Source organism: Methylobacterium sp. TK26 (genome assembly GCF_055361565.1).
Genome location: NZ_CM143965.1, coordinates 420,124 through 445,054 on the forward strand (window position 1 = coordinate 420,124; position 24,931 = coordinate 445,054).

The 24,931-nt window shown below is 71.0% G+C and carries 28 protein-coding genes; 6 read left to right on the forward strand and 22 right to left on the reverse strand.

Annotated features, from left to right (window positions below):
- Nucleotides 1-255 precede the first annotated feature (255 nt).
- The gene (locus tag ACXJ1Y_RS02080) at nucleotides 256-1,047 is read left to right on the forward strand and encodes a DUF502 domain-containing protein (protein WP_243953288.1); all 792 of its coding nucleotides are present in this window, start codon (nucleotides 256-258) and stop codon (nucleotides 1,045-1,047) included.
- A 74-nt stretch (nucleotides 1,048-1,121) separates the two neighbouring features.
- On the opposite strand, the gene ACXJ1Y_RS02085 is transcribed toward ACXJ1Y_RS02080, so the two are convergent.
- Nucleotides 1,122-1,442: a hypothetical protein gene (locus ACXJ1Y_RS02085; RefSeq protein ID WP_463848532.1), complete on the reverse strand. Its 321-nt coding sequence runs from the start codon at nucleotides 1,440-1,442 to the stop codon at nucleotides 1,122-1,124.
- Between the two features lie 251 nt (nucleotides 1,443-1,693).
- Nucleotides 1,694-3,826 carry an ATP-dependent DNA helicase RecG gene (recG, locus tag ACXJ1Y_RS02090; RefSeq protein ID WP_463848533.1) on the reverse strand — a complete coding sequence of 711 codons (2,133 nt, stop codon included), beginning with the start codon at nucleotides 3,824-3,826 and terminating at the stop codon, nucleotides 1,694-1,696.
- Between the two features lie 151 nt (nucleotides 3,827-3,977).
- Between recG and ACXJ1Y_RS02095 the strand changes: the two genes are divergently transcribed.
- Nucleotides 3,978-5,210, forward strand: a complete 1,233-nt coding sequence (locus tag ACXJ1Y_RS02095) for an FAD-dependent monooxygenase (protein ID WP_463848534.1) — start codon at nucleotides 3,978-3,980, stop codon at nucleotides 5,208-5,210.
- 21 nt (nucleotides 5,211-5,231) lie between these two features.
- Here the strand turns inward: ACXJ1Y_RS02095 and ACXJ1Y_RS02100 are convergent, their stop codons facing one another.
- Nucleotides 5,232-5,576: a hypothetical protein gene (locus ACXJ1Y_RS02100; RefSeq protein ID WP_243953292.1), complete on the reverse strand. Its 345-nt coding sequence runs from the start codon at nucleotides 5,574-5,576 to the stop codon at nucleotides 5,232-5,234.
- A gap of 160 nt (nucleotides 5,577-5,736) precedes the next feature.
- On the reverse strand, nucleotides 5,737-6,954 hold the full coding sequence (locus ACXJ1Y_RS02105; RefSeq protein WP_463848535.1) for an AMP-binding protein: 1,218 nt from the start codon (nucleotides 6,952-6,954) through the stop codon (nucleotides 5,737-5,739).
- Nucleotides 6,955-7,306: 352 nt separating this feature from the next.
- On the opposite strand from ACXJ1Y_RS02105, the gene ACXJ1Y_RS02110 reads away from it, so the two are divergent.
- Nucleotides 7,307-8,074, forward strand: a complete 768-nt coding sequence (locus ACXJ1Y_RS02110) for an invasion associated locus B family protein (protein WP_463848536.1) — start codon at nucleotides 7,307-7,309, stop codon at nucleotides 8,072-8,074.
- 77 nt (nucleotides 8,075-8,151) lie between these two features.
- Here the strand turns inward: ACXJ1Y_RS02110 and hspQ are convergent, their stop codons facing one another.
- The 4 genes from hspQ to ACXJ1Y_RS02130 all read right to left on the reverse strand — a co-directional run bounded on the left by hspQ (nucleotide 8,152) and on the right by ACXJ1Y_RS02130 (nucleotide 10,982).
- Nucleotides 8,152-8,490: a heat shock protein HspQ gene (hspQ, locus tag ACXJ1Y_RS02115; RefSeq protein ID WP_463848537.1), complete on the reverse strand. Its 339-nt coding sequence runs from the start codon at nucleotides 8,488-8,490 to the stop codon at nucleotides 8,152-8,154.
- Nucleotides 8,491-8,557: 67 nt separating this feature from the next.
- Nucleotides 8,558-9,268: a DJ-1/PfpI family protein gene (locus ACXJ1Y_RS02120; protein WP_463848538.1), complete on the reverse strand. Its 711-nt coding sequence runs from the start codon at nucleotides 9,266-9,268 to the stop codon at nucleotides 8,558-8,560.
- Between the two features lie 35 nt (nucleotides 9,269-9,303).
- Nucleotides 9,304-10,317 (reverse strand): WD40 repeat domain-containing protein, encoded by a 1,014-nt coding sequence (locus ACXJ1Y_RS02125; protein WP_463848539.1) that lies wholly within the window; start codon nucleotides 10,315-10,317, stop codon nucleotides 9,304-9,306.
- Nucleotides 10,314-10,982, reverse strand: coding sequence for a YoaK family protein (locus ACXJ1Y_RS02130; protein ID WP_463848540.1), 669 nt, complete (start codon nucleotides 10,980-10,982; stop codon nucleotides 10,314-10,316). The genes ACXJ1Y_RS02125 and ACXJ1Y_RS02130 overlap by 4 nt, the downstream gene beginning before the upstream one ends.
- 207 nt (nucleotides 10,983-11,189) lie before the next feature.
- Between ACXJ1Y_RS02130 and ACXJ1Y_RS02135 the strand changes: the two genes are divergently transcribed.
- Nucleotides 11,190-11,615, forward strand: coding sequence for a response regulator (locus ACXJ1Y_RS02135; RefSeq protein ID WP_243953300.1), 426 nt, complete (start codon nucleotides 11,190-11,192; stop codon nucleotides 11,613-11,615).
- Between the two features lie 15 nt (nucleotides 11,616-11,630).
- A complete protein-coding gene (locus tag ACXJ1Y_RS02140) occupies nucleotides 11,631-12,014 on the forward strand; it encodes a photosystem reaction center subunit H (protein ID WP_463848541.1) in 384 nt (127 codons plus the stop codon).
- 8 nt (nucleotides 12,015-12,022) lie between these two features.
- On the opposite strand, the gene ACXJ1Y_RS02145 is transcribed toward ACXJ1Y_RS02140, so the two are convergent.
- From ACXJ1Y_RS02145 to ACXJ1Y_RS02155, 3 genes are all read right to left on the reverse strand, one after another.
- Nucleotides 12,023-12,652, reverse strand: coding sequence for a DUF2939 domain-containing protein (locus ACXJ1Y_RS02145; protein WP_463848542.1), 630 nt, complete (start codon nucleotides 12,650-12,652; stop codon nucleotides 12,023-12,025).
- 23 nt (nucleotides 12,653-12,675) lie between these two features.
- Nucleotides 12,676-13,215 carry an RNA pyrophosphohydrolase gene (locus ACXJ1Y_RS02150; RefSeq protein ID WP_463848543.1) on the reverse strand — a complete coding sequence of 180 codons (540 nt, stop codon included), beginning with the start codon at nucleotides 13,213-13,215 and terminating at the stop codon, nucleotides 12,676-12,678.
- Between the two features lie 62 nt (nucleotides 13,216-13,277).
- On the reverse strand, nucleotides 13,278-14,501 hold the full coding sequence (locus ACXJ1Y_RS02155; protein WP_463848544.1) for a divergent polysaccharide deacetylase family protein: 1,224 nt from the start codon (nucleotides 14,499-14,501) through the stop codon (nucleotides 13,278-13,280).
- A 329-nt stretch (nucleotides 14,502-14,830) separates the two neighbouring features.
- Here ACXJ1Y_RS02155 and ACXJ1Y_RS02160 point away from each other — a divergent pair, with 329 nt between their 5' ends.
- Entirely contained in the window at nucleotides 14,831-15,340 is a 510-nt protein-coding gene (locus ACXJ1Y_RS02160) for a ferritin-like domain-containing protein (protein WP_463848545.1), read from the forward strand.
- 50 nt (nucleotides 15,341-15,390) lie between these two features.
- Here ACXJ1Y_RS02160 and ACXJ1Y_RS02165 read toward each other — a convergent pair whose 3' ends face one another.
- The 11 genes from ACXJ1Y_RS02165 to rpmA form a co-directional block, all read right to left on the reverse strand.
- Nucleotides 15,391-16,728, reverse strand: coding sequence for a S41 family peptidase (locus ACXJ1Y_RS02165; RefSeq protein ID WP_463848546.1), 1,338 nt, complete (start codon nucleotides 16,726-16,728; stop codon nucleotides 15,391-15,393).
- Entirely contained in the window at nucleotides 16,728-18,050 is a 1,323-nt protein-coding gene (locus ACXJ1Y_RS02170; protein WP_463848547.1) for a murein hydrolase activator EnvC family protein, read from the reverse strand. The genes ACXJ1Y_RS02165 and ACXJ1Y_RS02170 overlap by 1 nt, the downstream gene beginning before the upstream one ends.
- A 2-nt stretch (nucleotides 18,051-18,052) precedes the next feature.
- On the reverse strand, nucleotides 18,053-18,547 hold the full coding sequence (gene rlmH / locus ACXJ1Y_RS02175) for a 23S rRNA (pseudouridine(1915)-N(3))-methyltransferase RlmH (RefSeq protein ID WP_463848548.1): 495 nt from the start codon (nucleotides 18,545-18,547) through the stop codon (nucleotides 18,053-18,055).
- A gap of 12 nt (nucleotides 18,548-18,559) precedes the next feature.
- On the reverse strand, nucleotides 18,560-18,955 hold the full coding sequence (gene rsfS, locus ACXJ1Y_RS02180; protein ID WP_463848549.1) for a ribosome silencing factor: 396 nt from the start codon (nucleotides 18,953-18,955) through the stop codon (nucleotides 18,560-18,562).
- Between the two features lie 141 nt (nucleotides 18,956-19,096).
- The gene (locus tag ACXJ1Y_RS02185; protein ID WP_463850010.1) at nucleotides 19,097-19,666 is read right to left on the reverse strand and encodes a nicotinate-nucleotide adenylyltransferase; all 570 of its coding nucleotides are present in this window, start codon (nucleotides 19,664-19,666) and stop codon (nucleotides 19,097-19,099) included.
- Between the two features lie 58 nt (nucleotides 19,667-19,724).
- The gene (locus tag ACXJ1Y_RS02190) at nucleotides 19,725-21,023 is read right to left on the reverse strand and encodes a glutamate-5-semialdehyde dehydrogenase (RefSeq protein WP_463848550.1); all 1,299 of its coding nucleotides are present in this window, start codon (nucleotides 21,021-21,023) and stop codon (nucleotides 19,725-19,727) included.
- An 82-nt stretch (nucleotides 21,024-21,105) separates the two neighbouring features.
- Nucleotides 21,106-22,221 carry a glutamate 5-kinase gene (gene proB / locus ACXJ1Y_RS02195; protein ID WP_463848551.1) on the reverse strand — a complete coding sequence of 372 codons (1,116 nt, stop codon included), beginning with the start codon at nucleotides 22,219-22,221 and terminating at the stop codon, nucleotides 21,106-21,108.
- A 60-nt stretch (nucleotides 22,222-22,281) separates the two neighbouring features.
- A complete protein-coding gene (locus tag ACXJ1Y_RS02200; protein ID WP_463848552.1) occupies nucleotides 22,282-22,746 on the reverse strand; it encodes a type II toxin-antitoxin system VapB family antitoxin in 465 nt (154 codons plus the stop codon).
- Nucleotides 22,747-22,811: 65 nt separating this feature from the next.
- Nucleotides 22,812-23,840, reverse strand: a complete 1,029-nt coding sequence (obgE, locus tag ACXJ1Y_RS02205) for a GTPase ObgE (protein ID WP_463848553.1) — start codon at nucleotides 23,838-23,840, stop codon at nucleotides 22,812-22,814.
- Nucleotides 23,841-23,894: 54 nt separating this feature from the next.
- The gene (locus tag ACXJ1Y_RS02210; RefSeq protein ID WP_463848554.1) at nucleotides 23,895-24,458 is read right to left on the reverse strand and encodes a GNAT family N-acetyltransferase; all 564 of its coding nucleotides are present in this window, start codon (nucleotides 24,456-24,458) and stop codon (nucleotides 23,895-23,897) included.
- Between the two features lie 182 nt (nucleotides 24,459-24,640).
- Nucleotides 24,641-24,907: a 50S ribosomal protein L27 gene (rpmA, locus tag ACXJ1Y_RS02215; protein ID WP_243953314.1), complete on the reverse strand. Its 267-nt coding sequence runs from the start codon at nucleotides 24,905-24,907 to the stop codon at nucleotides 24,641-24,643.
- Nucleotides 24,908-24,931: the final 24 nt, after the last annotated feature.

Here is a 24,931-nt window from a genome sequence, read left to right on the forward strand (position 1 = left end):
TCTGGGTTTCCGTTTATTGCCGTCGCCTGTTCCTCAAACACAACAAAGGTGAATTAGATCAATTCCAGACAAGATACACGTAGCAGTCGCCGAGATCATCGTTAGACACCTTCCCAATAAGATCGTGCGCGATGAAAAACGAGCCATGCGGCGCCGGCCCTTGAGCGCGGCAGGCGCAACCGCTACCTCTCCGGACGGGGGGCCCCGCCACCCTTGGGCCGGGTTCCCCGGTAGCCTGCGGCCGAGAGGGCAGTCGTGGCGTCGAGTCTTCCCCCGATCCCGTCCCCGGACATCGATCCGGCCGCGCCGAAACGGCGGGTGAGCGCCCGAGGGCGGCTGCGGACCTACTTCCTGACCGGCGTGATCGTCGCGGGGCCCCTGGCCATCACCGCCTACATCACGTGGTGGATCATCGCGCTCATCGATTCCTTCGTGAAGCCGTTGATCCCGGCGAGCTACCTGCCGGACCATTACCTGCCGTTCTCGATTCCCGGCATCGGCCTCGTCATCGCCTTCCTGGCGGTGACGTTGCTCGGCTTCCTCACAGCCAACCTCGTCGGCCGGTCGATCATCGAGTTCGGGGAGGTGCTGCTCGCCCGCACCCCGGTCATCTCCGGCCTCTACAAGGGGCTGCGCCAGATCTTCGAGACGCTGTTCTCGGCGAACGGCACCTCGTTCCGCACCGTGGGGCTGGTGGAGTTCCCCGTGAAGGGCACGTGGTCCGTGGTGTTCCTCTCCGCGCCGGCCGCGCCGGAGGTGGAGAACGCCCTGCAGGGGAGGGGCGTCTCGGGGGGCGACCTCGTGGGCGTGTTCCTGCCCTGCGCCCCGAACCCGACCACGGGGTTCTTCTTCTACCTGCCGCGCTCGGAGGTGGTGGAGGTGCCGATCAGCGTGGACGACGCGGCCAAGCTCGTGATGTCGGCGGGCGTCATCCAGCCGGAGGATCCGCAGGCGCGGCTCAACGCCATGGCGGCGACCCTGCGCTCGACCCACGCCCCGGGCCCACACCCTGCCGAGACGCGGCACGCGGCGCCGGAGGATGCCTGATACGCGAAGGGCCGCCCCATCCGGCGGATGGGGCGGCCCTTCATGAAACGTCGTCTTGAACCCGCGTGATCCGATCAGCGCTGCAGGGAAGCCTGCTGGGGCGCGATGGTCGGCGGGGTCGCCTGAGCCACCGAGACGGTGGCGCGCTGTGCGGGGGCCATCCAGCCCGTGCTCGCCTGAACGGTGAGCGCAAGCCCGAGGGCCACCACGAGGCCATTGGCAGCGATCCAGAACGGGCGAGACGCCCGCTTCACGGCGGCCTGAAGCTCGTCCGCAGTCCGGTTCGCGACGGACTCCCGATCCGAGATGGGCATCAACCACGGCTCATTGGGGAGCGCGAAGTGGCCGGCCATCTCGTTGGAGCCCGGCAGGTGCTGGAACAGTCCGTTCGACATGTCCGTCCTCCAGATTCGTCCGTGACGACCCGGCGTACCGGGCCTTTCGTTCATCTGGAGTTAAGGGACGATTGTGTCGGATGCAAGGTCTTAGCCTACCTGAAGCTCGCCTGAACGACCGGACCCGCCGGGCGAGAAATTTCTAAGACCTTGTTATCGCACGCATATCGCGGAGCGGCTGCGGCGCTCTGACCGACTATGCAGTAATTTTCCGCACTTTTCGATCCTGTCGGTTTTCTGAACGAACTTGTTCAGCCAGCCCCGATCAGGCGGATCGCGGCCTCCCGTTCGAACAGGTAGAGCAGCACCCGGAGGGCCTGACCGCGCGGACTTTCGAGTCGCGGATCACGCTCCACCACGAGCCTCGCATCGTCACGGGCGGTCTCCAAGAGGTCGCCGTCGCTCTCGATCCGGGCGAGGCGGAAGGCGGCCATGCCCGATTGGCGGGTGCCGAGCACCTCGCCCTCGCCGCGCAGCTTCAGGTCGGCCTCGGCGATGCGGAAGCCGTCCTCGGTCTCGCGCATCATCTCCAGCCGCGCCCGCGAGACCTGCCCGAGCGGCCCCCGGTAGAGCAGCAGGCAGGACGACGCCTTGGCGCCCCGCCCGACGCGGCCCCGCAACTGGTGCAGCTGGGCGAGGCCGAAGCGCTCGGCGTGCTCCACGACCATGATCGTCGCCTGGGGGACATCGACGCCGACCTCGACCACGGTGGTCGAGACCAGCAGCGTCGTCTCGCCCGCCGCGAATCGGGCCATGGCGGCGTCCTTCTCCGGCCCCGGCATCTTGCCGTGGATCAGCCCGACCACACCGCCGAAATGCTGCTTCAGGTCCTCGAACCGCTCGGCCGCCGCCGCGAGGTCCACGAACTCGGATTCCTCCACGAGGGGACAGATCCAGTAGACGCGCTCGCCCTGCGCCATGGCCCGGCCGAGCCCGGCCACCACCTCGTCCAGGCGCTCGGTCGACATCGTGACCGTGCGGATCGGCTGGCGGCCGGCGGGCTTCTCGTCGAGGACCGAGACGTCCATGTCGCCGAAGAAGGTCAGCGCCAGGGTGCGCGGGATCGGCGTGGCGGTCATCACAAGGAAGTCCACCGCCTCGCCCTTGGCGCCGAGGGCGAGGCGCTGGTGGACGCCGAAGCGGTGCTGCTCATCGACCACGGCGAGGCCGAGATCGCGGAAGGTCACCGCCTCCTGGAACAGGGCATGGGTGCCGACGAGGATGTCGATCTCCCCCGCCGCGAGGTCGGCCAAGGTCGTCCGGCGCTCGGCAGCCTTGTCGCGGCCGGTCATCAGGCGCAGGCGCAGGGCGCCGGCCATGGGCACCAGACGCTCGAAATGCTGCCGGGCCAGGATCTCGGTCGGCGCCATCAGGGCGGCCTGCCGCCCGGCCTCCACCGCCGAGGCCATGGCGAGCAACGCCACCGCCGTCTTGCCCGAGCCGACATCGCCCTGAAGCAGGCGCAGCATCCGGCGGGGCTCAGTGAGGTCGGTTCGGATCTCGTCCACCGCCCGCTTCTGCGCCCCGGTGAGGGCGAAGGGCAGATCGGCCGTGAGCCGCGCGACGAGGCGTCCGTCCCCCGCGTTCACCCGGCCCGCCTTCCGCCGCTGGCGGGCGCGGGTGAGGGCGAGCGCCAGTTGCGAGGCCAGGAGTTCGTCGTAGGCGAGGCGCCGCCGGGCGGGGGTCACGGGCGCCGGCTGGAGCGGATCGGCCGGGCGGGGCGGCACGTCCTCCGGGCGGTGCTCGGCGCGCAGGGCGTCGGCGAAGGGCGGATAGCGGTTCTTGGCGAGCCAAGCCGGGTCCTGCCATTCCGGCAGTGGGGCCAGCTTGTCGAGGGCGGCGACGGCGAGCTTGTTGATCGCCCGCGAGGTCAGCCCCTCGGTGGCGCCGTAGACCGGCTCGACGGCGGGCAGGTCCGCGAGCCCGGCCTCGTCCATGATGCGGGACGGATGCACCATCTGGCGCATCCCCTCCCACACGTCGATCTTGCCGGAGACGTAGCGATGCGAGCCGAGGGGCAGCATCTTCTCGATCCGCGCCCGGGGCATCCCGAAGAAGACGAGCGTGACCTCGCCGGTCGCATCCTCCGTCACCACCCGGTGCGGGCGCCGGCCCGCGCCGACCGTGGGCGGCCGGTGCGCCACCACCGTCACGCCGATGGTGACGGGCTCGCCGGCCGGCGCCTCGGCCACGGAGCCGACGAGCCGGCGCGACACCCCGCCCTGCGGCAGGTGGAACAGCAGATCGACGATGCGCGCCTCGCGCTCGGGCGAGCCGAGGAGCTTCTCGATCAACGGCGCGACCTTCGGCCCGACGCCCGGCAGGGTGCGGGCCGGGGCGAAGAGCGGATCGAGGAGGCTCGGGCGGAGGCTGGGTTCGGACATCGCTTTCGGCGAGGCTAGACCGGAGGGGCTTACCGGAGCCTTCCCCGCCATGCCACTCATGACGCGGACCGCCTGCTCGTCGCACGCCCTTGGCAGGAACCGGCGGGGAGGACAGATAGGACCCGAGCGGAGGCCGAAGGCGGTGCGGGACGTGTCAGCGGGAACAGCGAAGCCGCAGGTCGAGGTGGCCGTGGTCGGGGCCGGAGCGGCGGGTCTCGCCGCCGCCCTGGCCTGCGCGCAGGCGGGCGTGCCGACGGCCCTCGTCGGCCGCCACGCCCCGGTGGCGGATGGGCGCACCGTCGCCCTGCTCGACGGCTCCGTGCGCTTCCTGAAGGCCCTCGGCGCCTGGGACGAGGTCGGCGCGAAGGCGAGCCCCCTCTGCACCCTGCAGATCGTGGACGACACCGGCAGCCTGTTCCGCCCGCCGCCCGCCCGGTTCAACTCCTCCGAGATCGGCCTCGACGCCTTCGGCTGGAACGTGGAGTCGTCCCATCTCGTGGCGGCCCTGCGCCGCTGCGCCCGCAGCCAGCCCAACCTCACCCTGGTCGAGAGCGACGCCGTGGGAGCCGCGCCCGGCGAGGCGTCCTCGCGCATCGCCCTCGCCGACGGCGGCACGGCCGAGGCGCGGCTCGTCATCGGGGCGGATGGCAGCCGCTCGCCCCTGCGCGCCGCCAGCGGCGTCTCCGTCCGCGAATGGAACTACCCGCAATCGGCGATCACCACGATCCTCGCCCACACCAAGCCGCACGGCGACGTCTCGACGGAGTTCCACACCCGGTCCGGGCCCTTCACCCTGGTGCCGATGAGCGGCGGGTTCCGCTCCAGCCTCGTCTGGGTGGCGGGGAAGGGTCAGGCCGAACGGCTGGCCGCGATGGACGATGCCGGCCTCGGCGCGGCCGTCGAGCGGCAGGCGCGGGGGATGCTCGGCACGATGCGCATCGACGGGCCGCGCGGCCTCGTGCCGATGCGCGGGCTTCTCGTCGCGACCCCGGTGGCGGCGCGGCTCGCGCTGATCGGCGAGGCGGCGCATGTCTTCCCGCCCATCGGCGCGCAGGGCTTGAACCTCGGCCTGCGCGATGCGGCCTCGCTGCGGGACATGGTGGCGCGGGCCCATCGGGACGGGCGCGATCCGGGGAGCCGCGCCGTGCTCTCGGCCTACGCGGGCGGGCGCCGGATCGATGCCGCCGCGCGCACGGCCGCCGTCGATGCGCTGAACCGTTCGCTGCTCACGGAATTGCTGCCGCTCGATCTGGCGCGGGGGCTCGGCCTGCTGGCCATGGCCCATCTCGGGCCGCTGCGGCGGATGGTGATGCGGGAAGGGGTGCTGCCGCGATTCGGCGCGCCCGAACTGATGCGGGCGGACAGGCGGACGGCGTCGGCCTGAAGGCTGCCGCGTCCGCCGATTTTAAAAGTCGGGCTTGGCCGCGACGCAGGCACCCAGCCGTGTCGCGAGGTCGACCGGCGCGCCGCTGCGGGTCTCGCCGTTCTCGCCGATCAGGATGACGGGGATGCCGCGTTCGCGCATCCGTGCCCGGAGACGGGCCGCCCGCCGCGCATAGGTCGGATCGCGCCGGGCGGGCGCCTGGACCAGGACTGCGGCGGGAGGAGCGATGACGGCCAGCACATCGTCCGCCGCCTCGAGGGAGGCGGTGACGCTGGCGTAACCCAGCCCGGCAAGCTCGCCGGAGAGCGAGTGGTCCACGGCCCGAACGCCGTCATCCACCACGAGGACTTGCTGCAGCGCAACCATAAGCTTGAGCGATACCCCATCGGTTGCGGGCTGAAAAGATAGCCACGCCCGGAAACCTAAGCCAAACCCGCGAAAAGGCTGTTGGATCCACCCTTCGCGCTCTGTGGCGAAGGTGAATCGTACAGTCTGACCGGGGGCTGAACCGATCCCGGAATGGGGTTCAGGGGGTGGGGACGACGGTCAGAACGCCCTTGGCCTGATGGGCGCAATAGGCGGTTTCCTGCCAGATCGCGTCGCCGGACGCCTCCTCCGTATCGCGGTGCGAAGGGGCGGCGCGGCACAGCAGCCGCCCGTCCCGTGGCCGGCGAACGAGCGGGTGGGGAACGTCCGACGCGCGTGATTCGTCGAGGGTCGGGATCTCCCACCGGCCGCGCGGGCGGGTGAGGATCGCGTCCTCATCGAGGACGAGCACGTCGAGGCAGGGCGGGCCCGCCACGTCGCGGGCGCTGGGCACGGGCATCCGCGCGGGCGCCCGGTGGACGATGTCGATGGCCCGCACCGTCCAGGGCAGGGTCGTCTCGGCCATGGCCGCCTCGAAGGCGGCGGGCACGACGAGGCGCGTCGGGACCGGGCGCATGAGGGCGACCCGGAAGGCGGCCGAATTGAAGGGGATTAGCGTTTCGAGGCTCGCCCCGGAGGCCACGGCCATGCCGAGGCCGGTGACGAGCCCGCGCAGGTCGTGCGGCGGCAGGAGGGTGAGCACGCGCTCCGGGGAGGGCAGGCGTTCCCGGTGGGCGGCGACCGCCGCGCCGAACAGGGCGGCATCCCGCCGGACGGGGCGGCGCGGATCGCCGCCGGCGAAGGTGAGGAGGCCGAGGCCGGGCGCGGGGGCGACGATGCCGCGTTCCAACGCCATGGCGTCGAGGCTGATCACGCCGTCCGGCAGCCCCGGCCCGAAGGCGGCGAGGAAGCGCAGCCCGAAATGGCGCAGGGCCGTGAAGGCGAGTTCCTCCGCCGGGCGCCGCGTTCCGCGCCGTCCCTCGGTGAGGACGGCGACGAGCCCGGCCGATTCGATGGCGGCGGACAGGGCCTCCCCCTCCCAGAGCGGCGAGAGCGGGCAGGGCAGGTGGCCTGCGGCCTCGACGGCGAGATGGGCGAGGGAGGATTCGGCGCCGCCCGCGAAGAAGAGGCCGATTCGGCTGCCGGGGGCGAGGCGCCATGCGGCGATCCCCCGCGCCAGCCGCCCGACGATCTCGGCGGCGGCCTCGTAGGTCCAGGTGATCGCGGGACGGCCGCACCACGCGCGGCGGTCTCCGGCATCGCGCAGAAATGTCCGCTGCGGGGCGAGGCGCGCCGCCGCCATCAGGGCCGTGGCCAGCCCCTGCCGCAGCGGCTCGTCGGCCGGCTGTGACGGAAAATGCGCCGCGTGCGCGCTCACTCGGCCCCCTGACGGACAGCGTTCGGGGGCACCATTCCCCCATCATGGTTAACTCCGCGTTGACGCTCGCCGGGTCGCGCCACTTGCGGCGGGGCGGCATGCGGCCTACGGAGGCCCGCGTCCGCACGCGGATTCCCAAGAGACGACAGCGTCATGCCTTCGCCTCATTCGGAGGGAAAGCAGCCGCCCGGCCCTCCGGGTGGATCCATCCGGTTCGCAGCGGCCGACGGCCAAACCGTTCCGACCGGGTTTCGAGTGGCGATCGTCATCGCGGCACGCTCCCCGGAGGCTTCGGCAAGCCGCCGCGCAGGTTCCACGTCCAGGTAACGAACGCCCTAAGGAATAAGAGCCGATGTCCTTCACCCGCTCCGCGCCGTTCGCGCGCGCCGCCTTCCTCGGCCTCGCGGGCCTCGCGCTGGCGACGGTTCCGGCCTCGGCTCAGCCGAAGAAGCCCGCCGCCCCGACGGCCCAGGCCCCCGCTCCCGCTGCTCCCGCCCCCGGCCAGACCCCGGCCGCGCAAACCCCCGCCGCCCAGACCGGCCCGCAGATCGTCACGCTGAAGTCCGAGCCGAGCCAGGCCGACTGGACCAAGGTGTGCGGCAAGGACCAGGGTTCGGGCACCGACATCTGCTACACGACCCGCGACTTCGTGTCGGACCAGGGCCAGCCGGTGCTCGCCGCCGCCGTCTACGACATGAAGAACCCGGCGCAGAAGCAGGAAATCCGCGTCGTCCGCTTCCTGCTGCCCCTCGGCCTGCTGCTGCAGCCGGGCATCCGCTTCAGCGTCGACGGTCAGGGCGCCACCGCCGGCCGCTTCGCCGTGTGCTTCCCGAACGGCTGCTTCGCCGAGGTCGGCGGCGTCGATGCGGCCGTGATCGCCGCCCTCAAGAAGGGCACGACCCTCAACGTCTCGGTGCAGAACCAGACTCAGCGCGAAGTGACCTTCGCCGTGCCGCTGGCCGGCTTCGGCAAGGCCTTCGACGGCCCGGCCATGGACCCGAAGGTGCTCGAGGAGCAGCAGAAGAAGCTTCAGTCCGAGCTGGAGAAGCGCAGCGAAGAGATGCGCAAGAAGCTCGAGACGCAGCAGGGCGCCGCTCCGGCCGCCCCCGCCGCCAAGTAAGCCGACACAACAAAAGGGGCGCCCCAGGGCGCCCCGATACGACCGGAGAGGGTCGGGCAGGAATGCCCGGCCCTTTTTCAGTTGGTCGCCCGGTCACGCATCCGATAGGTGCCGGAGGCGTCGCGCTCGAAGATCTCCTTGATCCCGGCATGACGCAGGGCCTCCCCCGACGTGTCGGGCAGGAGATTCTGCTCGGAGACGTAGGCGACGTATTCGGTCTCCGCGTTCTCGGCGAGCAGATGGTAAAAGGGCTGGTCCTTGCGCGGCCGGACTTCCTCCGGGATCGCGAGCCACCATTCCTCCGTGTTGTCGAACACGGGATCGACGTCGAACACGATGCCGCGGAAAGGATAGATCTTGTGCCGCACGATGGCACCGATGCCGAATTTTGCGGTCTTGAGTGTCACGTCCGTCATCAGTCGTTCCGTCCTCCGCGTGAGATAAGCGCGATGGACGGTTCTGTCACCGTGGACGCGGTGAGCTTCACGCGCCTGTCACGATCCCGAACTCGTGGGCGATGGCGCGGGCCGTGGCCTCCCGGCGGGCGATGAGGGCGGCGGAGGCCGCCCGCACCGCCGCCACGGTCTCCGGCGAGGCGGTGTGCGGCGAGCCGCTGTCGAAGGGCGGCTCGGGCGCGTATTGCATCATCAATTGGATCGCGCGGGCAGTCTCCTCGCCGCGTAGGATCGCCGCGAGGCGCAGGGCCCCGTCGATGCCGGCGGTGACGCCCGCCGCGAAGATCCAGTCCCCGTCGATCACCACGCGCTCATCGACGGGCGTCGCGCCGAAATGCGGAAGCAGGTCGACGGCGCTCCAATAGGTCGTCGCGCGCCGCCCCCGGAGCAAGCCGGCCGCGCCGAGGATCAGCGCCCCGGTGCAGACCGAGAGCACCATCCTGGCCCCCGCCGCCTGATCCCGCAGCCAGCCGAGGACGGCCTCGTTGCGCATCAGCGCCTCCTGCCCGGCGCCGCCGGGGACGTGGAGCACGTCGAGTTGCGGCGCCTCCGCGATGGCCCCGTCGGGCACGAGGCGCAGGCCCCGCACGTCGCGCACCGGAGCCCCGTCCGGCGAGTAGAGCCGCACGGTGGAGTTCGGCAGTCGCCCGAACACCTCGAACGGCCCGGTGAGGTCGATTTGGTCGATGCCCTCGAAGAGGAGCGAGCCGATGGCGAGCGGCTGGTCGTGGGGGATCATGGGAGCCTCCTGTCTTGTCCGTGCGACCCGAGGGGTCAGGCCGGCAGGGTGAGGACCCCGGCCTTGCCGTCGCCGCAGCCGAAGAGCAGGCGGGCGCCGCGCCCGTCCCAGGCCAGAGCGGTGATGCCGCTACCCGCGACCGCCGGGCGGACCAGCAGTTCCGCCGCGTCGGTGAAGCGCACCAGCAGGATGCAGCCGTCCTCGTAGCCCATCGCCAGCACGGGTGCCTTCGGATGGAAGGCGACGCGGGAGACGCGGGCCGGGCGCACGCCGCATTCGCGCGGCGGCTTGCCGGTCGGGCCTTCCTTGGAATCGAACGGCCAGACGATGGTCGCCTCGGCGCCGCTGGTGGCGAGCCAGTTCCCGTCCGACGACCACGACAGGGAGCGGACCTTGCCGGGGTAGCCCGACATCCGCATGTGGCCCTTGTCGGGCAGGAGGCGCCAGCCGTGCAGGGAGTTCTCCTGCATGGTGGTGACGACGAAGCGCCCGTCCGGCGACCACGACACGTCGATATGCGAGCCCTTCCACGACAGGTCCTCGGGCGCCGTCTCCAGGTTCGGGTACCAAAGGCTGGCGCCGTTGTAGTGCGACACCGCGAGGCGGTAGCCCTTGGGGGCGAAGGCGAGGCCGCGCGCGGAGGAGGGGGCCTGGAAGGTCTTCTCGCGGCCCTTGGCATCGAGGGCCACGACGTTGCGCCCCGCCGAGAAGGCCAGCGCGCCGTCCCCGTGCAGGGCGATGGCGTCGATCCAGGCATTGTTCTTGGCGGTGGCGACCTCGCGGGTGGTGCCGTCGGCGCGGGTCTCGACCACGCGGCCGTCGTCACCCCCCGTCACGAGGCGCGTCGGCCCCCCCGCCGCCACGAGCACGCCCGCTTCGGGATGGGACGCGACGCGGGACACGTCACCGTCGCGGATCAGGGCGACGTGGCCATCGGCCAGCGCGAGGCAGGGGACGTCGCCGAGCCAGTGGGCGGCGACCGCATGGGCGCCGGGTTCGAGATCGGCGACGTGGCTCGTGAGCGAGGCGGTGGAAATGGAAGAGCTCATGAGGAAACCTTTGCGGCCGGACCGGCGCGGGCGACGATCAGGGTGGTGATCAAGGCCAGGAGCCCCGCGACGAGCGCCGGCGGGACCAGGGCGTAGAGGTTGACGGCCCGATAGGCCAGGGCGCCGCACAGGGCACCCACGAGAAGCGACAGCCAGACGACGCCGTCGCCGGCCCAGCCGAACGGCGAACCGGTGCGGGTCAGCGCCTCGGCGATCTTCTGGCCGAAGCTGAACAGGGCGCCGGTCACGAAGGTCGTGCCGGCGCGGAACCCCTTCACCCGGGCGAGCACCGCGTTCTGCGCCCCCATCGCGGCGGCGATGGAGAGGCTCGCACCGCTTGGCTCCGGGGAGGACAGGCCGATGGCCAGGGCGGCGGCGATGAGGATCGTCTCGAAGGCCAGCACGGACGGCGTCGCCCAGCGGTCGGGCACGCGGATCGCCACCACGCTGCCGAGGATGGCGCCCGCCAGGAAGGCGGCGACGAGCCCGAGGGGCAGCAGCGTCCGGTTCCACTCGGCCTCGCCGACATAGACCGCGAATTGAGTCGTGTTGCCGCTCATGAACGACGTGTAGAGGCCACCGAGCCGCAGGAAGCCGAGGGCATCGACGTAGCCGGCCAGCGCGGTCAGCACCAAACCCGCGCCCAACTGCCACCTGCGGTTCACGAAGCGCGTTCCCACACGCAGCGCGTCAACCCTTCGTTAACCAAACCGGCGCCTCCGTTTACCACCCCGCCGACGCGGTTAACGCAACGCTCACCTAACCTCTGCAATTCGATGCAAATCCGGCGAACGCCGAGCCGCGGGGCTCCGTTTCCCCTGCGATCTGACACCGGGGCCGTATGCCCTGGCCAGGTGAGTTGGAGTTGCGTCATGATCCCGTTCGCGTTCGCCGTACCGGCTGTCCCGCACCTCGCCCCCGCCGCCACCACGGTGCTGGTCGTGGAGGATGAGCCCACCGTCTGCGAGCTCGCCGCCGAGGCGCTGCTGGACGAGGGCTACCGGGTGCTCACCGCCGCCGACGCCTGGGAGGCCGAAGCCATCCTCTCCCGCGAGAGCGTGGATCTGCTCTTCACCGATATCGACTTGGCCCGCAACACGAACGGCATCGTGCTGGCCCGCCACGCGCGGGAGCAATGCCCGCACTTGGCCGTTGTCTACACCTCCGGCGGCCGCGCCTGCCTCGCCACCGGCGAAGCGGTGCCGGAATCGCTTTTCGTCCCGAAGCCCTACCGTCCGAGCCAGCTCGTCGCGCTGACGAACGAGATCCTGCGCCCGGCGGATTCCCACCACGCCTGAGAGGACACACGATCCATGCGGCCCCGCCTCACCGCCCTGTTGTGCCTGACGCTCGGCACGCTGACACTGCCAGGGGCTGCCTTCGCCGCCTGTGACGTTCAGGGCGCGAAGATCGAGGAACAGATCGCCGCCAAGGCGGAACTGCAGAAGGACGCCAACGCCCAGACGGTGCGCGACCTGCGCACGCTGCGCGACGCGGCCATCGTGCTGGAGACCTACAAGTATCCCGGCGAATGCGAGGTGCTGCTCGGCATAGCCCGCTCGCTCCTGTCCGACCCCGCCAAGACCATCGAGCAGGGCGGCGACACCGACGAGGACAAGGCCGAGACCCTGGTGGAGGCCCGCAAGCCCAAGGGCGGCGCCGAGAAGGCCCCCGAGAAGGCGCCGAAGTCCGAGTAGCCCGGCCGCTACTTCGCCCCGCCGCCCGCGTTGATCCTCGCCTTGGCGAGGGCGCGGGCGAGCTTCGCGGCGATCTCGCCCCGCAGGGCGTCGGCCATCTCGATATCGGAGAGGCGCCATGCGAAGCCGCGCAGGCGCAGGCGGATCCGGGTCCGCTGCGCCCGCGGCCCCTCCGGCGGGATCGGGATCACCACCGCCCGGAAGCCCCGCATCTCGGCCGCCGCGTAATAGGACATCAGCCGGCCCGCGTTGCGGATCGACAGGCCGGTCGTCCTCGCGCCCTCCGGCTTCTTCAGGTCGAGCTTTTCCGGCCAGCCGTCATCCAGCAGGTCGATCACCGTGTCCGGCGTCACGAGGCTCTCGGCCAGGGCGAGGGCGAGGCCGTAGGCCACCTCGTTCAGCCGCTGCCGGTCCTTCGGATCGAGATCCTCGTCGGCGTCCGTCGCCACGCGCACGGCGGCGACGATCTGGCGGACCAGCGACAACCGCAGGGTGCGGAAATTGACGTGCGTCTCGACATAGGCGGCATCGTGCCGCCGCACCGCGTCCGCGAGGCTGTAGAGCGACCACAGGGGGCTCAACGTGAACAGGAGCCACGCGACCGCGATCGCGAGGGGGATCGCGAGCCAGCGCCGCATGGCTCAGACCGGACCGGGCCGGATCATACCCGCTCCGCCCAGGCGGACAGGCCGGCGAAGGCCTCCACGACCCGCTCGTAGACCGGACGCTTGAACGGGACGATCAGCCCCGGCAACTCCTCGAACCGCGCCCAGCGCCACGCGTCGAATTCTGGCTTGTGCGCCCCGCCGCCGGGATTGAGCACGTCGATGACATCCTCGGTGCCGACGAACCCGTAGGCGAACCATTTCTGCGTCTGGCCCCGGTAGCGGCCCTTCCAGGCCTGCTTCATCACCGCGGGCGGCAGGTCGTAGGCGAGCCAATCCGGCACCTCGCCGATCAGCCGCAGAGCCTCGGGCGGGACATTGGTCTCCTCGAACAGCTCGCGCCGGGCCGCCGCCTCGGGATCCTCGCCGGGATCGATGCCGCCTTGGGGCATCTGCCAGCAATGCGGACCGTCGACATGCTCGGGGCCCGCATCCCGCCGCCGCCGGCCGACGAGGACGCCGCCCTCGGGGCCGATCAGGGTGATCCCGACGCAGGGCCGGTAGGGCAGGTCGTTCGAGTCGCTGTTGTGAGCCATCGCGGGCGACCATAGGCCGGCGCCCCGAGGCGCGGCAACGCGCTTTCATTCCCGCGCGACGATCAATCGGCCTTGGAGACGCGTTTCGGCGCCCCGCGCAGGGCGACGCTGGCGGGCACGAGGCGGATCCCCCGCGCGTCGAGGTCGCGCGCCCAGCGCACGATGCGGTCCACCGCCATCAGCGAGCCGCCCGTCGAGACGAGAACGAAGCCGTTGCTGCGGGCCAGCGCCTCGGCGCGGGCGAGTTCGGCGTCGATGGCGTCGGGGCGCGGCGTCGCGTCGAGGACGATCTCGGCGCGGGCCGAAGGCGTGCGCGACTTGTTGGACAGGGCAGGGCCCTTCGGCACCGTGCCGTCGTCCACGAAGCCGAGGCCCCGCGCGCCGATCTCCCGCAGGATCGGCTCGAAGGCGGAATCGCCCATCAGCTTGCCGCCCATCATGTTGACGAGGCCGACATAGCCGGAAAACCGCGCCAGGACCCAGGCGAGGCGATCCGCGTTCTCCGGCCCCTTCAGGGCGGTGAGCAGGGCCTGCGGGCCGGGATCGCTGTCCGGATAGTCGAAGGGCTCCATCGGCAATTGGAGGAACACCTCGTGCCCGGCATCGCGGGCGCGAGCGGCGGCGCGATCCACCTCGTTGCCGTAGGGCGCGAAGGCGAGGCTCACCGCCTGCGGCAGGCGGGCGGTGGCGGCCGCCGTGGCCGATTGGCCGATGCCGAGCCCCGTCACGAGGATCGCGATGCGGGGGCCGGTGCCGGGCTCGTCGGGGCGGGCATAGACATCGAGGGCGCGCAGACGGCCCTCGCCGATGCGGGGCATGAGGCCGTGGCGGCCCTGCTCCGTCAGGCGCGGATCGGGCGCCGCCGCGAGGCGCGGCGCGTTGGCGGGCGGCACCCGGATCACCACGGCCTCGCTCGGGGCCGAGCCGGGCGGACGCACCACCGTCACGCCGGAGGCGGTCTCGACCTCCTCGGCGCTGCGCTGCGCCGGGGGCGCGGGCGTATCCGGGGCAGGCATGGCGGCGACCGCCTGGGGCGCGGGCTTCGCCGGAGGGGGATCGCGCAGCTCGATCATCGCCCGCGCGCCGGGCTCGCCGGCCTGCGGATCACCGAAGGCCAGGATAAGACCGAAGGCGACGACGAGACAGCCCGCGCCGACGCCCGCCACGACGCGCGGCTGGCGGGCGCGGGCCATCAGCCCGGCGGCGCGACCGGTCGGCGGCGCCTTGGCGCCGGCTTCGGCGACCCCGAGGGGCCGGGTCAGGATATCGTCTGCGGGCTCGGTCACACGGAACTCGTCGCAGGAGCCATCCCGCAACCGAGAGCAGCGGGCGATCCTCGTCCATATCTGCCGGTCGTTGTAGTTAACGTTCCGCTAATGCCGCCCGACCGAACAGTTCGGTGACGCTCCGGGGCCACGCCCGATCAGTCATGGCGGCTTCTTCCGCCGCCCGATTATCATAGATCAGCCCGCGCTGACTTATGTTGTTCCGATCATGCTTGGCAATATTCCCAAGCATCTGCGGCGATAAGCTCTACCGGGAACTTTCCCTTGGCAAAAGCATCGACGGAACGACGCCGCGATTGACGATCGCAGGCCCGGAGCGGAGCTATACAATGTCCACCAGCGCCAAAGAGATCTACGTCACTGCCCTCAAGAATACCCACGCCCTGGAAATGCAGGCGCTTCAAATCATGGAGCGGCAGGTCGAGCGGCTGGAACGCTACCCCGAGATGGTCGACGCCCTGCGCAAGCACATCGACGAGACCCACGGGCAGCGCAGCCGACTCGAGGAGGCGCTGCACAGCCTCAACGAGACTCCCTCGATCATCAAGGAGGGGTTTCTCGGCTTCGTCGGCAACATGATGGCCCTCGGCCACACGCCCGCGCAGGACGAGATCCTGAAGAACACCTACGCGAACCACGCCTTCGAAAATTTCGAGATCGCGGCCTACACCTCGCTCCTGGCGATCGGTGACGCGGCGGGCCTCTCGGCGCATCGGGCCGGGCTCACCCAGTCCCTGGACGAAGAAAAGGCCATGGCGCAGCGCGTTCATGACCTCATCGTGCCGACCACGCAGCGCTACGTCCAACTGACCACCAGCGGCCAGAAGGCCGACCGGTAGTCGATGGACAGCCGGTGCCCGCGCGAGGCGGGCACCGGCCGTGACGGGTCTTAGTTCGGCAGGCTGGGCTTCGGCTGCGGCGCCTGGGTGCCGTTGGCGGCGCCCTTCTGGATGCCGTGCAGGAAGTCCACCGCCGAGATCAGCTGCTTGTCCTTGGCCGGATCCGGCGGGACGTAGGCGGACGATCCACCACGCTCGTCGGTATCCTTCTGCTTCAGGTGGCCCTTCAGCCCGGCCTCGCCCTTGGTCTCGTCCTTGCCCTTCAGCTCGTCCGGCACGTCCTGCAGCACCTCGACGTCGGGCTCGATGCCCTTCGCCTGGATCGAGCGGCCGGACGGCGTGTAGTAACGCGCCGTGGTCAGGCGCAGGGCGCCCGAGCCGCCGAGCGGGATGATCGACTGCACGGAACCCTTGCCGAAGGAGCGGGTGCCCATGATGGTCGCCCGCTTGTGGTCCTGCAGGGCGCCGGCCACGATCTCCGAGGCCGAGGCCGAGCCGCCGTTCACCAGCACCACGATCGGCTTGCCCTTGGTCAGGTCGCCGGACTTCGCGGAGAAGCGCTGCGTCTCGTCCGGGTTGCGGCCACGGGTGGAGACGATCTCGCCGCGATCCAGGAAGGCGTCGGAGATCATCACCGCCTGATCGAGCAGGCCGCCGGGATTGTTGCGCAGATCGAGGACGAAGCCCTTGATCTTGTCGTTGCCGATATCGGTCGTCAGCTTGTCGATGGCGGCGCGCATTCCGTCGAAGGATTGCTCGTTGAACTGCGTCAGGCGGATGTAGCCGACATCCGCGCCCTCGACCTTCGAGCGCACCGGCTTGATCTTGATGGTGTCGCGGGTGAGCGTGACTTCGATCGGGTCCTTGGACTCCTTGCGGGAGATCTTCAGCTTCACCTGCGAGTTGACCGGGCCGCGCATCTTGTCGACCGCCTGGTTCAGGGAGAGGCCCTGCACCTGATCGTCGTCGATCTGCGTGATCACGTCGTTGGCGAGCAGCCCGGCCTTCGAGGCGGGGGTGTCGTCGATGGGCGTCACGACCTTGATGAGGCCGTCCTCCATCGTGACCTCGATGCCGAGGCCGCCGAACTCGCCGCGGGTCGTGGTCTGCATGTCACGGAACGCCTTGGCGTCCATGTAGCTCGAATGCGGATCGAGCGAGGTGAGCATGCCGTTGACGGCCGCCTCGATCATCTTCGACTCGTCGGGCTTCTCGACGTAGTCCGTCCGCACCTTCTCGAACACGTCACCGAACAGGCTGAGCTGGCGGTAGGTCTCGGCGGAGGCCGCGACCGCACGGGGACCGGAGAGGAACTCCGTCTGCGTGGCCACCATCGAGGTGCCCGCGCCCAGGAAGGCGCCGAGCATAATCAGGGATGTCTTGCGCATCAGCCGCGAACCTTCTCGCCAAGAACCTTGTCATTGGGGCTTTTCGCCCAGAACGGCTCCGGATCGATGGAGCCGCCGTCTTTCTTGAACTCGACGTACAGGGTCGGATCCCCCTCGGGTCCGGGCGTCCCCTCGCCCATAGAGCCCAACGGTTCGCCGGCCAACACGAACTGGCCGACCTCGACGCTGATCTGGTCCATTCCTGCCAGCAAAAGATAGTAGCCGTCGCCAGCGTTGATGATCAAGAGTCGGCCATAAGAGCGGAACGGACCGGCAAACTGGACCCAGCCGTCGGCCGGGGAGGCCACGGTGGCCCTGGGCCGCGTAGCGAAGGAAACGCCCCGCGTCGAGCCGCCATTGCCATCAGGCTGGTTGAAGGCCCGCACCAGCCGCCCCGCGACGGGGCGCGGCACTTCGCCCCGCGCCTCGGCGAACTTCATCTTCGGGGCTAGCCGTGCCGGATCGCGGAAACCCGCTGCGGCAAAGCGCTCCTGCGTCACGCGGGCCTCGCGCTCGGCCGCCGCCCTGGCCTCCTCGGCCGTGCGCCTGGCGGCGTTCACCTCGCCCTCGACCCGTTCCAGCAGGTCCTTCAGGCTCTTGGCCTGGACACCAAGTTCGGCCGACCGCTTGCGCTCGGCGGCGAGCCCGCTCTCCACCTCGGCCTGCCGCGCCCGCCGGGCGGTCACGAGGGCCTTCAGGCGCTGCTGCTCCCGCGCCCAGCCGGCGAGGTCGGCGGACAGGCCCTCCTTGTCGCGGGCGATGGCATCACGCAGGCGCACCATCTCGGTGAGGTCGGCGGCGAGCGTATCGAGTTCGCCGCGCAGTTCCGGCACCACCGCGCCGAGGAGCATCGAGGTGCGGATCGCCGCCAGCACGTCCTCGGGGCTGCTCAAAACCGCCGGGGGCGGGCGCCGCCCCATCCGCTGGAGGGCGGCCAGGATCTCGGCCACCGTGCCACGCCGCGCCTGGAGGGAGCGACGGATCGCCGCCTCGCTGTCGGTCATCGCCTTCAGGCGCTCCTCCAGGCGGGTCATCCGCTCCTCGGTGGCCTGCGCCTGACGCCCGGCATCGAGCAGGGCCGCGTCGAGCTTAGCGCGATCCGTGCCGATGGACGCGATCTCCTTCTCGAACTGCGCCCGCTGGCCCTCGCTCGCCGAGAGGGCATCCTGCACGCGCTTCAGGTTCTCGACGCGCCGGTCGCGCTCCTCGGTCGCCTGCCGGATCTTGTCCTGATCGGGCGCGTCCTGGGGGAGGGCGGGGGCCGGCGCGAGAACGAGAAGGGCCGTGTAGGCGAGCCACGCCAGCCGTGAACGATGCGCCACGCTCACCCCGGCTCGCCGCGGTGATAGGGATGGCCGGCCAGGATGGTGAGGCTGCGATAGATCTGTTCGAGGGCGAGCACGCGCACGAGTCCGTGGGGCAAGGTGGCGGCCCCGAAGGACAGGATCAGGTCCGCCCGCGTCCGAAATGAGGCGTCGAGCCCGTCCGGCCCGCCGATCACCACCGCCAGGGCGGGCTTGGCGGCATCGCGCCATGCGGCGATCCGCCGGGCCAGATCCTCGCTCGGCATGTCGGCCCGGCCGCGCTCATCGTAGGTGAGGAGGGCGCTTCCCGGCGGCAGGAGCGGTATCAGGGCGGCCGCCTCCTCGGCGGCGCGGTCGGCGCCCCGCCGGGCGCGCGATTCGGCGATCTCGATCAGGTCGCAGGCGGGGAAGCCGAGGCCGCGGCCGAGTTGCCCGGCCCGCTCGCGATATCGTGACGCCAAATCCCGTTCGGGACCGGCCTTCAGCCGGCCCACCGTGGCGACGACGAGACGCAACGGGGGTGTCGATCAGCCGGCGGCGACACCGAGGGGACGGTCGGCGCCCCACATCTTTTCGAGGTTGTAGAAGCCCCGAACCTCCGGCCGGAAGATGTGAACCAGGATGTCGCCGGCATCGATCAGCACCCAGTCGCAGGCCGGCAGGCCCTCGACGCGGGCGGTGCCGAAGCCCTGGTTCTTCATCTCCTGGATGATCTTGTCGGCGATGGAGCCGACATGGCGCTGCGAGCGCCCCGAGGTGATAATCATCGTGTCGGCCAGCGATGTCTTGCCGGCGAGGTCGATCTCGACCGTCTCCTCGGCCTTCATCTCGTCGAGGCAGCCGAGCGCGAGGTCCCTCAGGGCCCCCACGCGGGCAAGGCCGTCATCCTCGGCGCCGGGGCGGGAAGGGGCATCGGTGCGCACGGTCTCTGTGCGAAGGGTCTCGGGCAGCGTCCTGATTCCTCATGGGGCCGTCACACGGCCTTACCGCCTGAAAGTGGCGGCTTCGCACCACGATTGCAACAGGTCTGTGCGATGGATGCACCGGATCGGGGCATCGGGCGGCTACCGGCCGCGCCGTTTCTCGCGGATCGCGGTCGAGGACAGCTTCGAGCGCGGCCCGTGCAGGAACACCCAGGCGGGGGGCCTGTGTCCGGCGAGCGTCGTCGCCGCCGCCTCGGGGATCCGCGCCCCGGCGAGCCGCCGCGCGGCCTTGGCCGAGACGGGTGTGAGGGTCGAGCCCGGCCGGTCGATCACCGCGATGGGCATCAGCCGGGCGATCTCGGCCGCCCCCTTCCAGCGGTGGAACGTCGCCAGCGAATCGGCCCCCATGATCCAGACGAACCGTACCCCCGGCCGCCGCCGGGCGAGATAGCGCAGGGTCTGCACGGTGAAGCGCACGCCGAGCGCCGCCTCGAACCCCGTCACCGCGATTCGCGGATGCGCGGCCACCCGCGCGGCCTGGGCGCAGCGGTCCGCCAGGGGGGCGAGGCGGCTGCGGTCCTTCAGCGGGTTGCCGGGGCTCACGAGCCACCACACCCGGTCGAGGCGTAGGCGCCGCAGGGCGGTGGCGGAAACGTGGAGGTGCCCCTCATGGGCGGGGTCGAACGACCCGCCATAGAGGCCGATCCGCATGCCGGGCGCGCTCGGCGGCAGGATCAGCCGCACGAGGCACAGCCGGAGATGGCGTGGATCACGGACGCGTCTGGCCGCGACCGTGGACCCGGTACTTGAAGGTGGTCAGTTGCTCGACGCCCACCGGGCCGCGCGCGTGCATCCGCCCGGTGGCGATGCCGATCTCCGCGCCGAAGCCGAACTCGCCGCCATCGGCGAACTGCGTCGAGGCGTTGTGCGTGACGATGGCGGAATCGACCTCCGCGAGGAAGCGGCGGGCGGCCTCCTCGTCCTCGGTGATGATCGCGTCGGTGTGGTGCGAACCGTAGCGCTCGATATGCGCGATGGCCTCGTCGAGCCCATCGACCACCCGCGCGGCGATCACCGCGTCGAGGTATTCGGTGCCCCAATCGGCCTCGCTGGCCTCCGTGACGCGCGGATCGACGGCGCGGGTCGCCGCGTCGCCGCGCACGGCGCAGCCGGCCTCCAGCAGGGCCGTCACGAGGGGCTTGAGATGCGTCTCGGCGCAGGCCCGGTCCACGAGCAGCGTCTCGGCGGCGCCGCAGACGCCGACCCGGCGCATCTTGCTGTTGAGCAGCACCGTGCGCGCCATGTCGAGGTCGGCGGCGCGGTCGACATAGACGTGGTTGATGCCGTCGAGATGGGCGAAGACCGGCACTTTCGCCTCGGCCTGGACCCGCTCCACGAGGCTGCGTCCGCCGCGCGGGACGATGACGTCGACGCAGCCGTCGAGGCCCGCGAGCATCAGCCCCACCGCCGCGCGGTCGCGGGTGGGGACGATCTGGATCGCGTCGGCCGGCAGCCCGGCGTCTTCGAGCCCCTGGCTCATGGCGCGGGCGATGGCCTGGGAGGTGCGGAAGCTGTCCGAGCCCGCGCGCAGGATCGCGGCGTTGCCGGCCTTCAGGCACAGGGCGCCGGCATCGGCCGTGACGTTGGGCCGGCTCTCGAAGATGACGCCGATGACGCCGAGGGGCACGGCCACGCGCTCGATCAGCAGCCCGTTCGGGCGCTCGATGGCCGCGAGCTGCCGCCCGACCGGGTCGGCCAGCGCGCCCACCTTCTCCACCGCCTCGGCGATGGATTCGAGCCGCCTGCCGTCGAGCTTCAGCCGGTCGATCAGCGCCGCGCTCTGTCCGGCCTCCTGGGCGGCGGTGACGTCGCGCTCGTTCTCGCGAAGGATCGCGTCCCGGTCGGCGCGCAGGCGCTCGGCGATGCGCTGGAGGGCGATGTCCTTGGTCTGGGCCGAGGCCAGGGCCATTCTGCGCCCGGCCTGCCGCGCCCGGCGGCCGATGGCGGCCATCTGCTCCGGCAGCGAATCCGCGCCCGCGAAATCGGATCTGAGATTCAGGACGGGCACGGCGGGGCCTCCGGGTTCCGGAGCTAAGGGGGTCATCGTCTTGACACATCGCGGCGAGCCCCGACAAGGCCCGCCCCGTGCGCTAGAACATGGCGAGATCGTCCCGGTGCACCATCCAGGCGCGGCCGGGATAGTTCAGCAATACCGGAATCCGCGCGCTCGGATGGCCGATGATCAGCTTGGCCTCCCCGCTGTCGTAGCCAACGAGGCCGCGCCCGATGGCCCGCCCCTCGGCATCGCGGATCAGCACCGCGTCGCCCCGCGAGAAATTGCCCTCCACCGCGCGCACGCCCACCGGCAGGAGGCTCGCGCCGCCGGCCAGGGCCTTCGCGGCGCCCTCGTCGATGGTGAGGCTCCCACGCGGTTCCAGGGAGCCGGCGATCCAGGTCTTGCGCGCCGCGTTGGGCGTCGAGCCCGAGAGGAACCACGTGCAGCGCGCCCCGTCCTGCACCGCCTTCAGCGGGTTCTTGGCCCGTCCGTCCGCGATGACGAGATGCGTGCCGCCGGCCACCGCGATCTTGGCGGCCTCCACCTTGGTGCGCATGCCGCCCCGCGACAGTTCCGAGGCCGGGCCGCCGGCCATGGCCTCGATCTCCGGCGTGATGCGCTCCACCACCGGCAGGTGCTGCGCCGTCGGGTCCATGTTCGGCGGCGCCGTATAGAGGCCGTCGATGTCGGAGAACAGCACCAGCACGTCGGCGTCGATCATCGTGGCCACGCGGGCGGCCAAGCGGTCGTTGTCGCCGTAGCGGATCTCGGCGGTGGCCACCGTGTCGTTCTCGTTGACGACCGGCACCGCGCGCAATTCGAGCAGCTTCTGCACCGTGGAGCGGGCGTTCAGGTAGCGGCGGCGCTCCTCCGTGTCCTGCGGCGTCACGAGGATCTGGCCGGCGACGATGCCGTGATGGCCCAGGGCCTCCGCCCAGTGGCGCGCGAGGGCGATCTGTCCCACCGAGGCCGCGCCCTGGCTTTCCTCCAAGCGCAGTGCGCCGGGCGGCAGGCCGAGCACCGTGCGCCCGAGGGCGATGCTCCCCGAGGACACGACCAGTACGTCCACGCCGCGCGCGTGCAGGTCGGCGATGTCCTCGGCCAGCGCCGCCAGCCACGCATGGCGCAGGCGGCCGCGGGCACGGTCGACCAGCAGGGCCGACCCGACCTTGATGACGACGCGGCGGAAGGTGTCGAGGGCGGGGATCATGGGACTCGTCTACGAAAGCGCGGCCGAGATGTGGCCGAAGACGGCGCCTTTGAACAGCGCTTACAGCGCCGGATCGTAGGCCAGTCGCGCCTCGACGATCGTGGGCGCGCCGACCACGGCGGCGCGGCCGGCAATGATCCTACCGAATGCCTCGCCCTCCGGCTCGTTCAGGAACACAGCCAGAATCGACGAGGTATCGAGCGCGATCACGGCCGATCCTCCGATCGGGAGGCCATTCTCGTCATACAAATAGGAATGGTCCGACGTCGCCCCCGGAACGATGTGCTTCTGGGCCTCGCGGACGAGCGCACGAAGATCCTCGTAATCGGCGCGCTGCTCGGGCGTCAGTTGCTGCAGTGTCGGGATCGGGAGGGTTGCGGTGAGGGCGGAGGATGTCGGCGGTGCGCTCTCGAGCGAAGCGCGGAGCGAGGCGATGACAGCTTCACCGTTCGAGGTGCCCTTGCGATCCGCAAGTTCGCGAGCAAGACCGGCCGCCTCACCATCCTCGATGATCAACGCGTCCACTGCTGCCCCTTCCGCGGCCCTATCGCTGCTGTTCGGAATTTAAACCTTCCCGAGAGGCCTGTCACTCACGGCTGCCACTCCGCCGCGACCGGCGCCTCGTCGGCGCGGCCCGTCTCGATGGCGTCCTGCAGCGCCCGCAGCGCCTCCGGCACGCCCTTCCGGCTAGCCGAGGAGAGCAACAGAGGCGCCTTGCCCGCCGCCCGCTTCAGCTTCGCGGCCTGGCTCTTCAGCGTCTCCGGGTCGAGGGCGTCGACCTTCGACAGGGCGACGATCTCCGGCTTGTCCGCGAGGCCGTGGCCGTAGGCCTCGATCTCGCCGCGCACCAGCTTGTAGGCCTTGCCGGCATGCTCGCTCGTGCCGTCCACGAGGTGCAGCAGCACCCGGCAGCGCTCCACATGGGCGAGGAACTTGTCGCCGAGGCCGACACCCTCATGGGCGCCTTCGATCAGGCCGGGAATGTCGGCCAGCACGAATTCGCGCTGGTCGTTGCGCACCACGCCGAGGCCGGGATGGAGCGTCGTGAACGGGTAATCGGCGATCTTCGGCTTGGCCGCCGTGACGCTCGCGAGGAAGGTGGACTTGCCGGCATTGGGCAGGCCCACGAGCCCGGCATCGGCGATGAGCTTCAGGCGCAGCCAGATCCACATCTCCTGGCCTTCCAGGCCGGGATTGGCATGCTTCGGCGCGCGGTTGGTGGAGGTGGTGAAGTAGGCGTTGCCGAAGCCGCCGTTGCCGCCCTTGGCGAGGCGCACCCGCTGCCCGATCTCGGTCATGTCGGCGATCAGCGTCTCGCCGTCCTCGGCCAGGACCTGCGTCCCGGCGGGCACCTTCAGCACGGCATCGGCCCCGGACGCGCCGTGGCAGTTCGAGCCCATGCCGTGCTCGCCCTTCTTGGCCTTGAAGTGCTGCTGGTAGCGGTAGTCGATCAGGGTGTTCAGCCCCTGGACGCACTCGATCCAGACGTCGCCGCCCCGGCCGCCGTCGCCGCCGTTCGGGCCGCCGAACTCGATGAACTTCTCGCGCCGGAACGACACGCAGCCTGCTCCGCCGTCACCGGAGCGGATGTAGACCTTGGCTTCATCGAGAAATTTCACGGCACCGTCTCGTTGTCGCGGGCGGGCCGCCCGCGGCGGCCCTGCCTCCATACCTCATTCCGCCGCCGCCAGGGCAGGGCGTTCGTCCGCCGCCCCGGACAGCCAGCGGCCCCGGTCCAGTCGAAGCCGGTCGGCCTCGGCGGGCACGAAGCCGGCCTTCTCCAGAACGCGCCGGGCGGCGGGAGCGTCGCATCCCACCTGCGCGTCGAGCCGCGCCCCGCCGGCCCAGGCGAACCACGCCTGGACGACGGCGCCCGCCGCCTCGCTCATCAACCCGTCGCCCCGGAAGGGACGACCGAGCCAGCCGAAGAGCCGGCCGGCCTCGTCTCCGGGGGAGGGGCCGATGCCGACGAGCCCGAGGGGGCGCGCCGGCCGCGCCCGCTCGCACAGGGCAAGCGTCAGGCCGGTGCCGGCGGCGTTTGCGGCGCGGAGCGCCACGATGAACGCATCCTCGTTCGCCCGGTCCGGCAGGCCGGGGGTACCCGCCATCGTCGCGCCCACCTCCGGGTCGGCGGCGAGGCGCCGAAGGGTCTCGGCGTCGCGGGCGGTCGGCCAGCGCAGCCACAGGCGGCGGGTCTCGATCCGGAAGACGTCGTCGCGGAACAGATCTGGGAACATGGCGCCCTCACCGGCGCCGCTCCCCTCGGGATGACGGCGCCCAGAGACGACGAAGGGGAGGATGGTGTCCCATCCTCCCCGGCGTTCCGTCAAACCCATCCCGGTGAAGGGCGGCTCACGTCTCCGGTCCGGTGTGGGACACCGTCGCGGGACGCTCGCTTCGCCTTTCGGGCGCCCGCCTGTTACTCCGCGGCCTCGGCCAGCGGCACCACCGCTACGAAAGCGCGCCCGCGGCGCGTCTGGAACTCGACGGTGCCGGGTTTCAGCGCGAACAGGGTGTGATCCTTGCCCATGCCGACATTGGCGCCGGGGTGCCACTTGGTGCCGCGCTGGCGCACGATAATGTTGCCCGGAATCACGGATTCCGAACCGAACTTCTTGACGCCGAGGCGCCGGCCTTCCGAGTCGCGGCCGTTGCGGGAGGAACCGCCTGCCTTCTTGTGTGCCATCTCTCGAACTCCGAATCTGTCAGG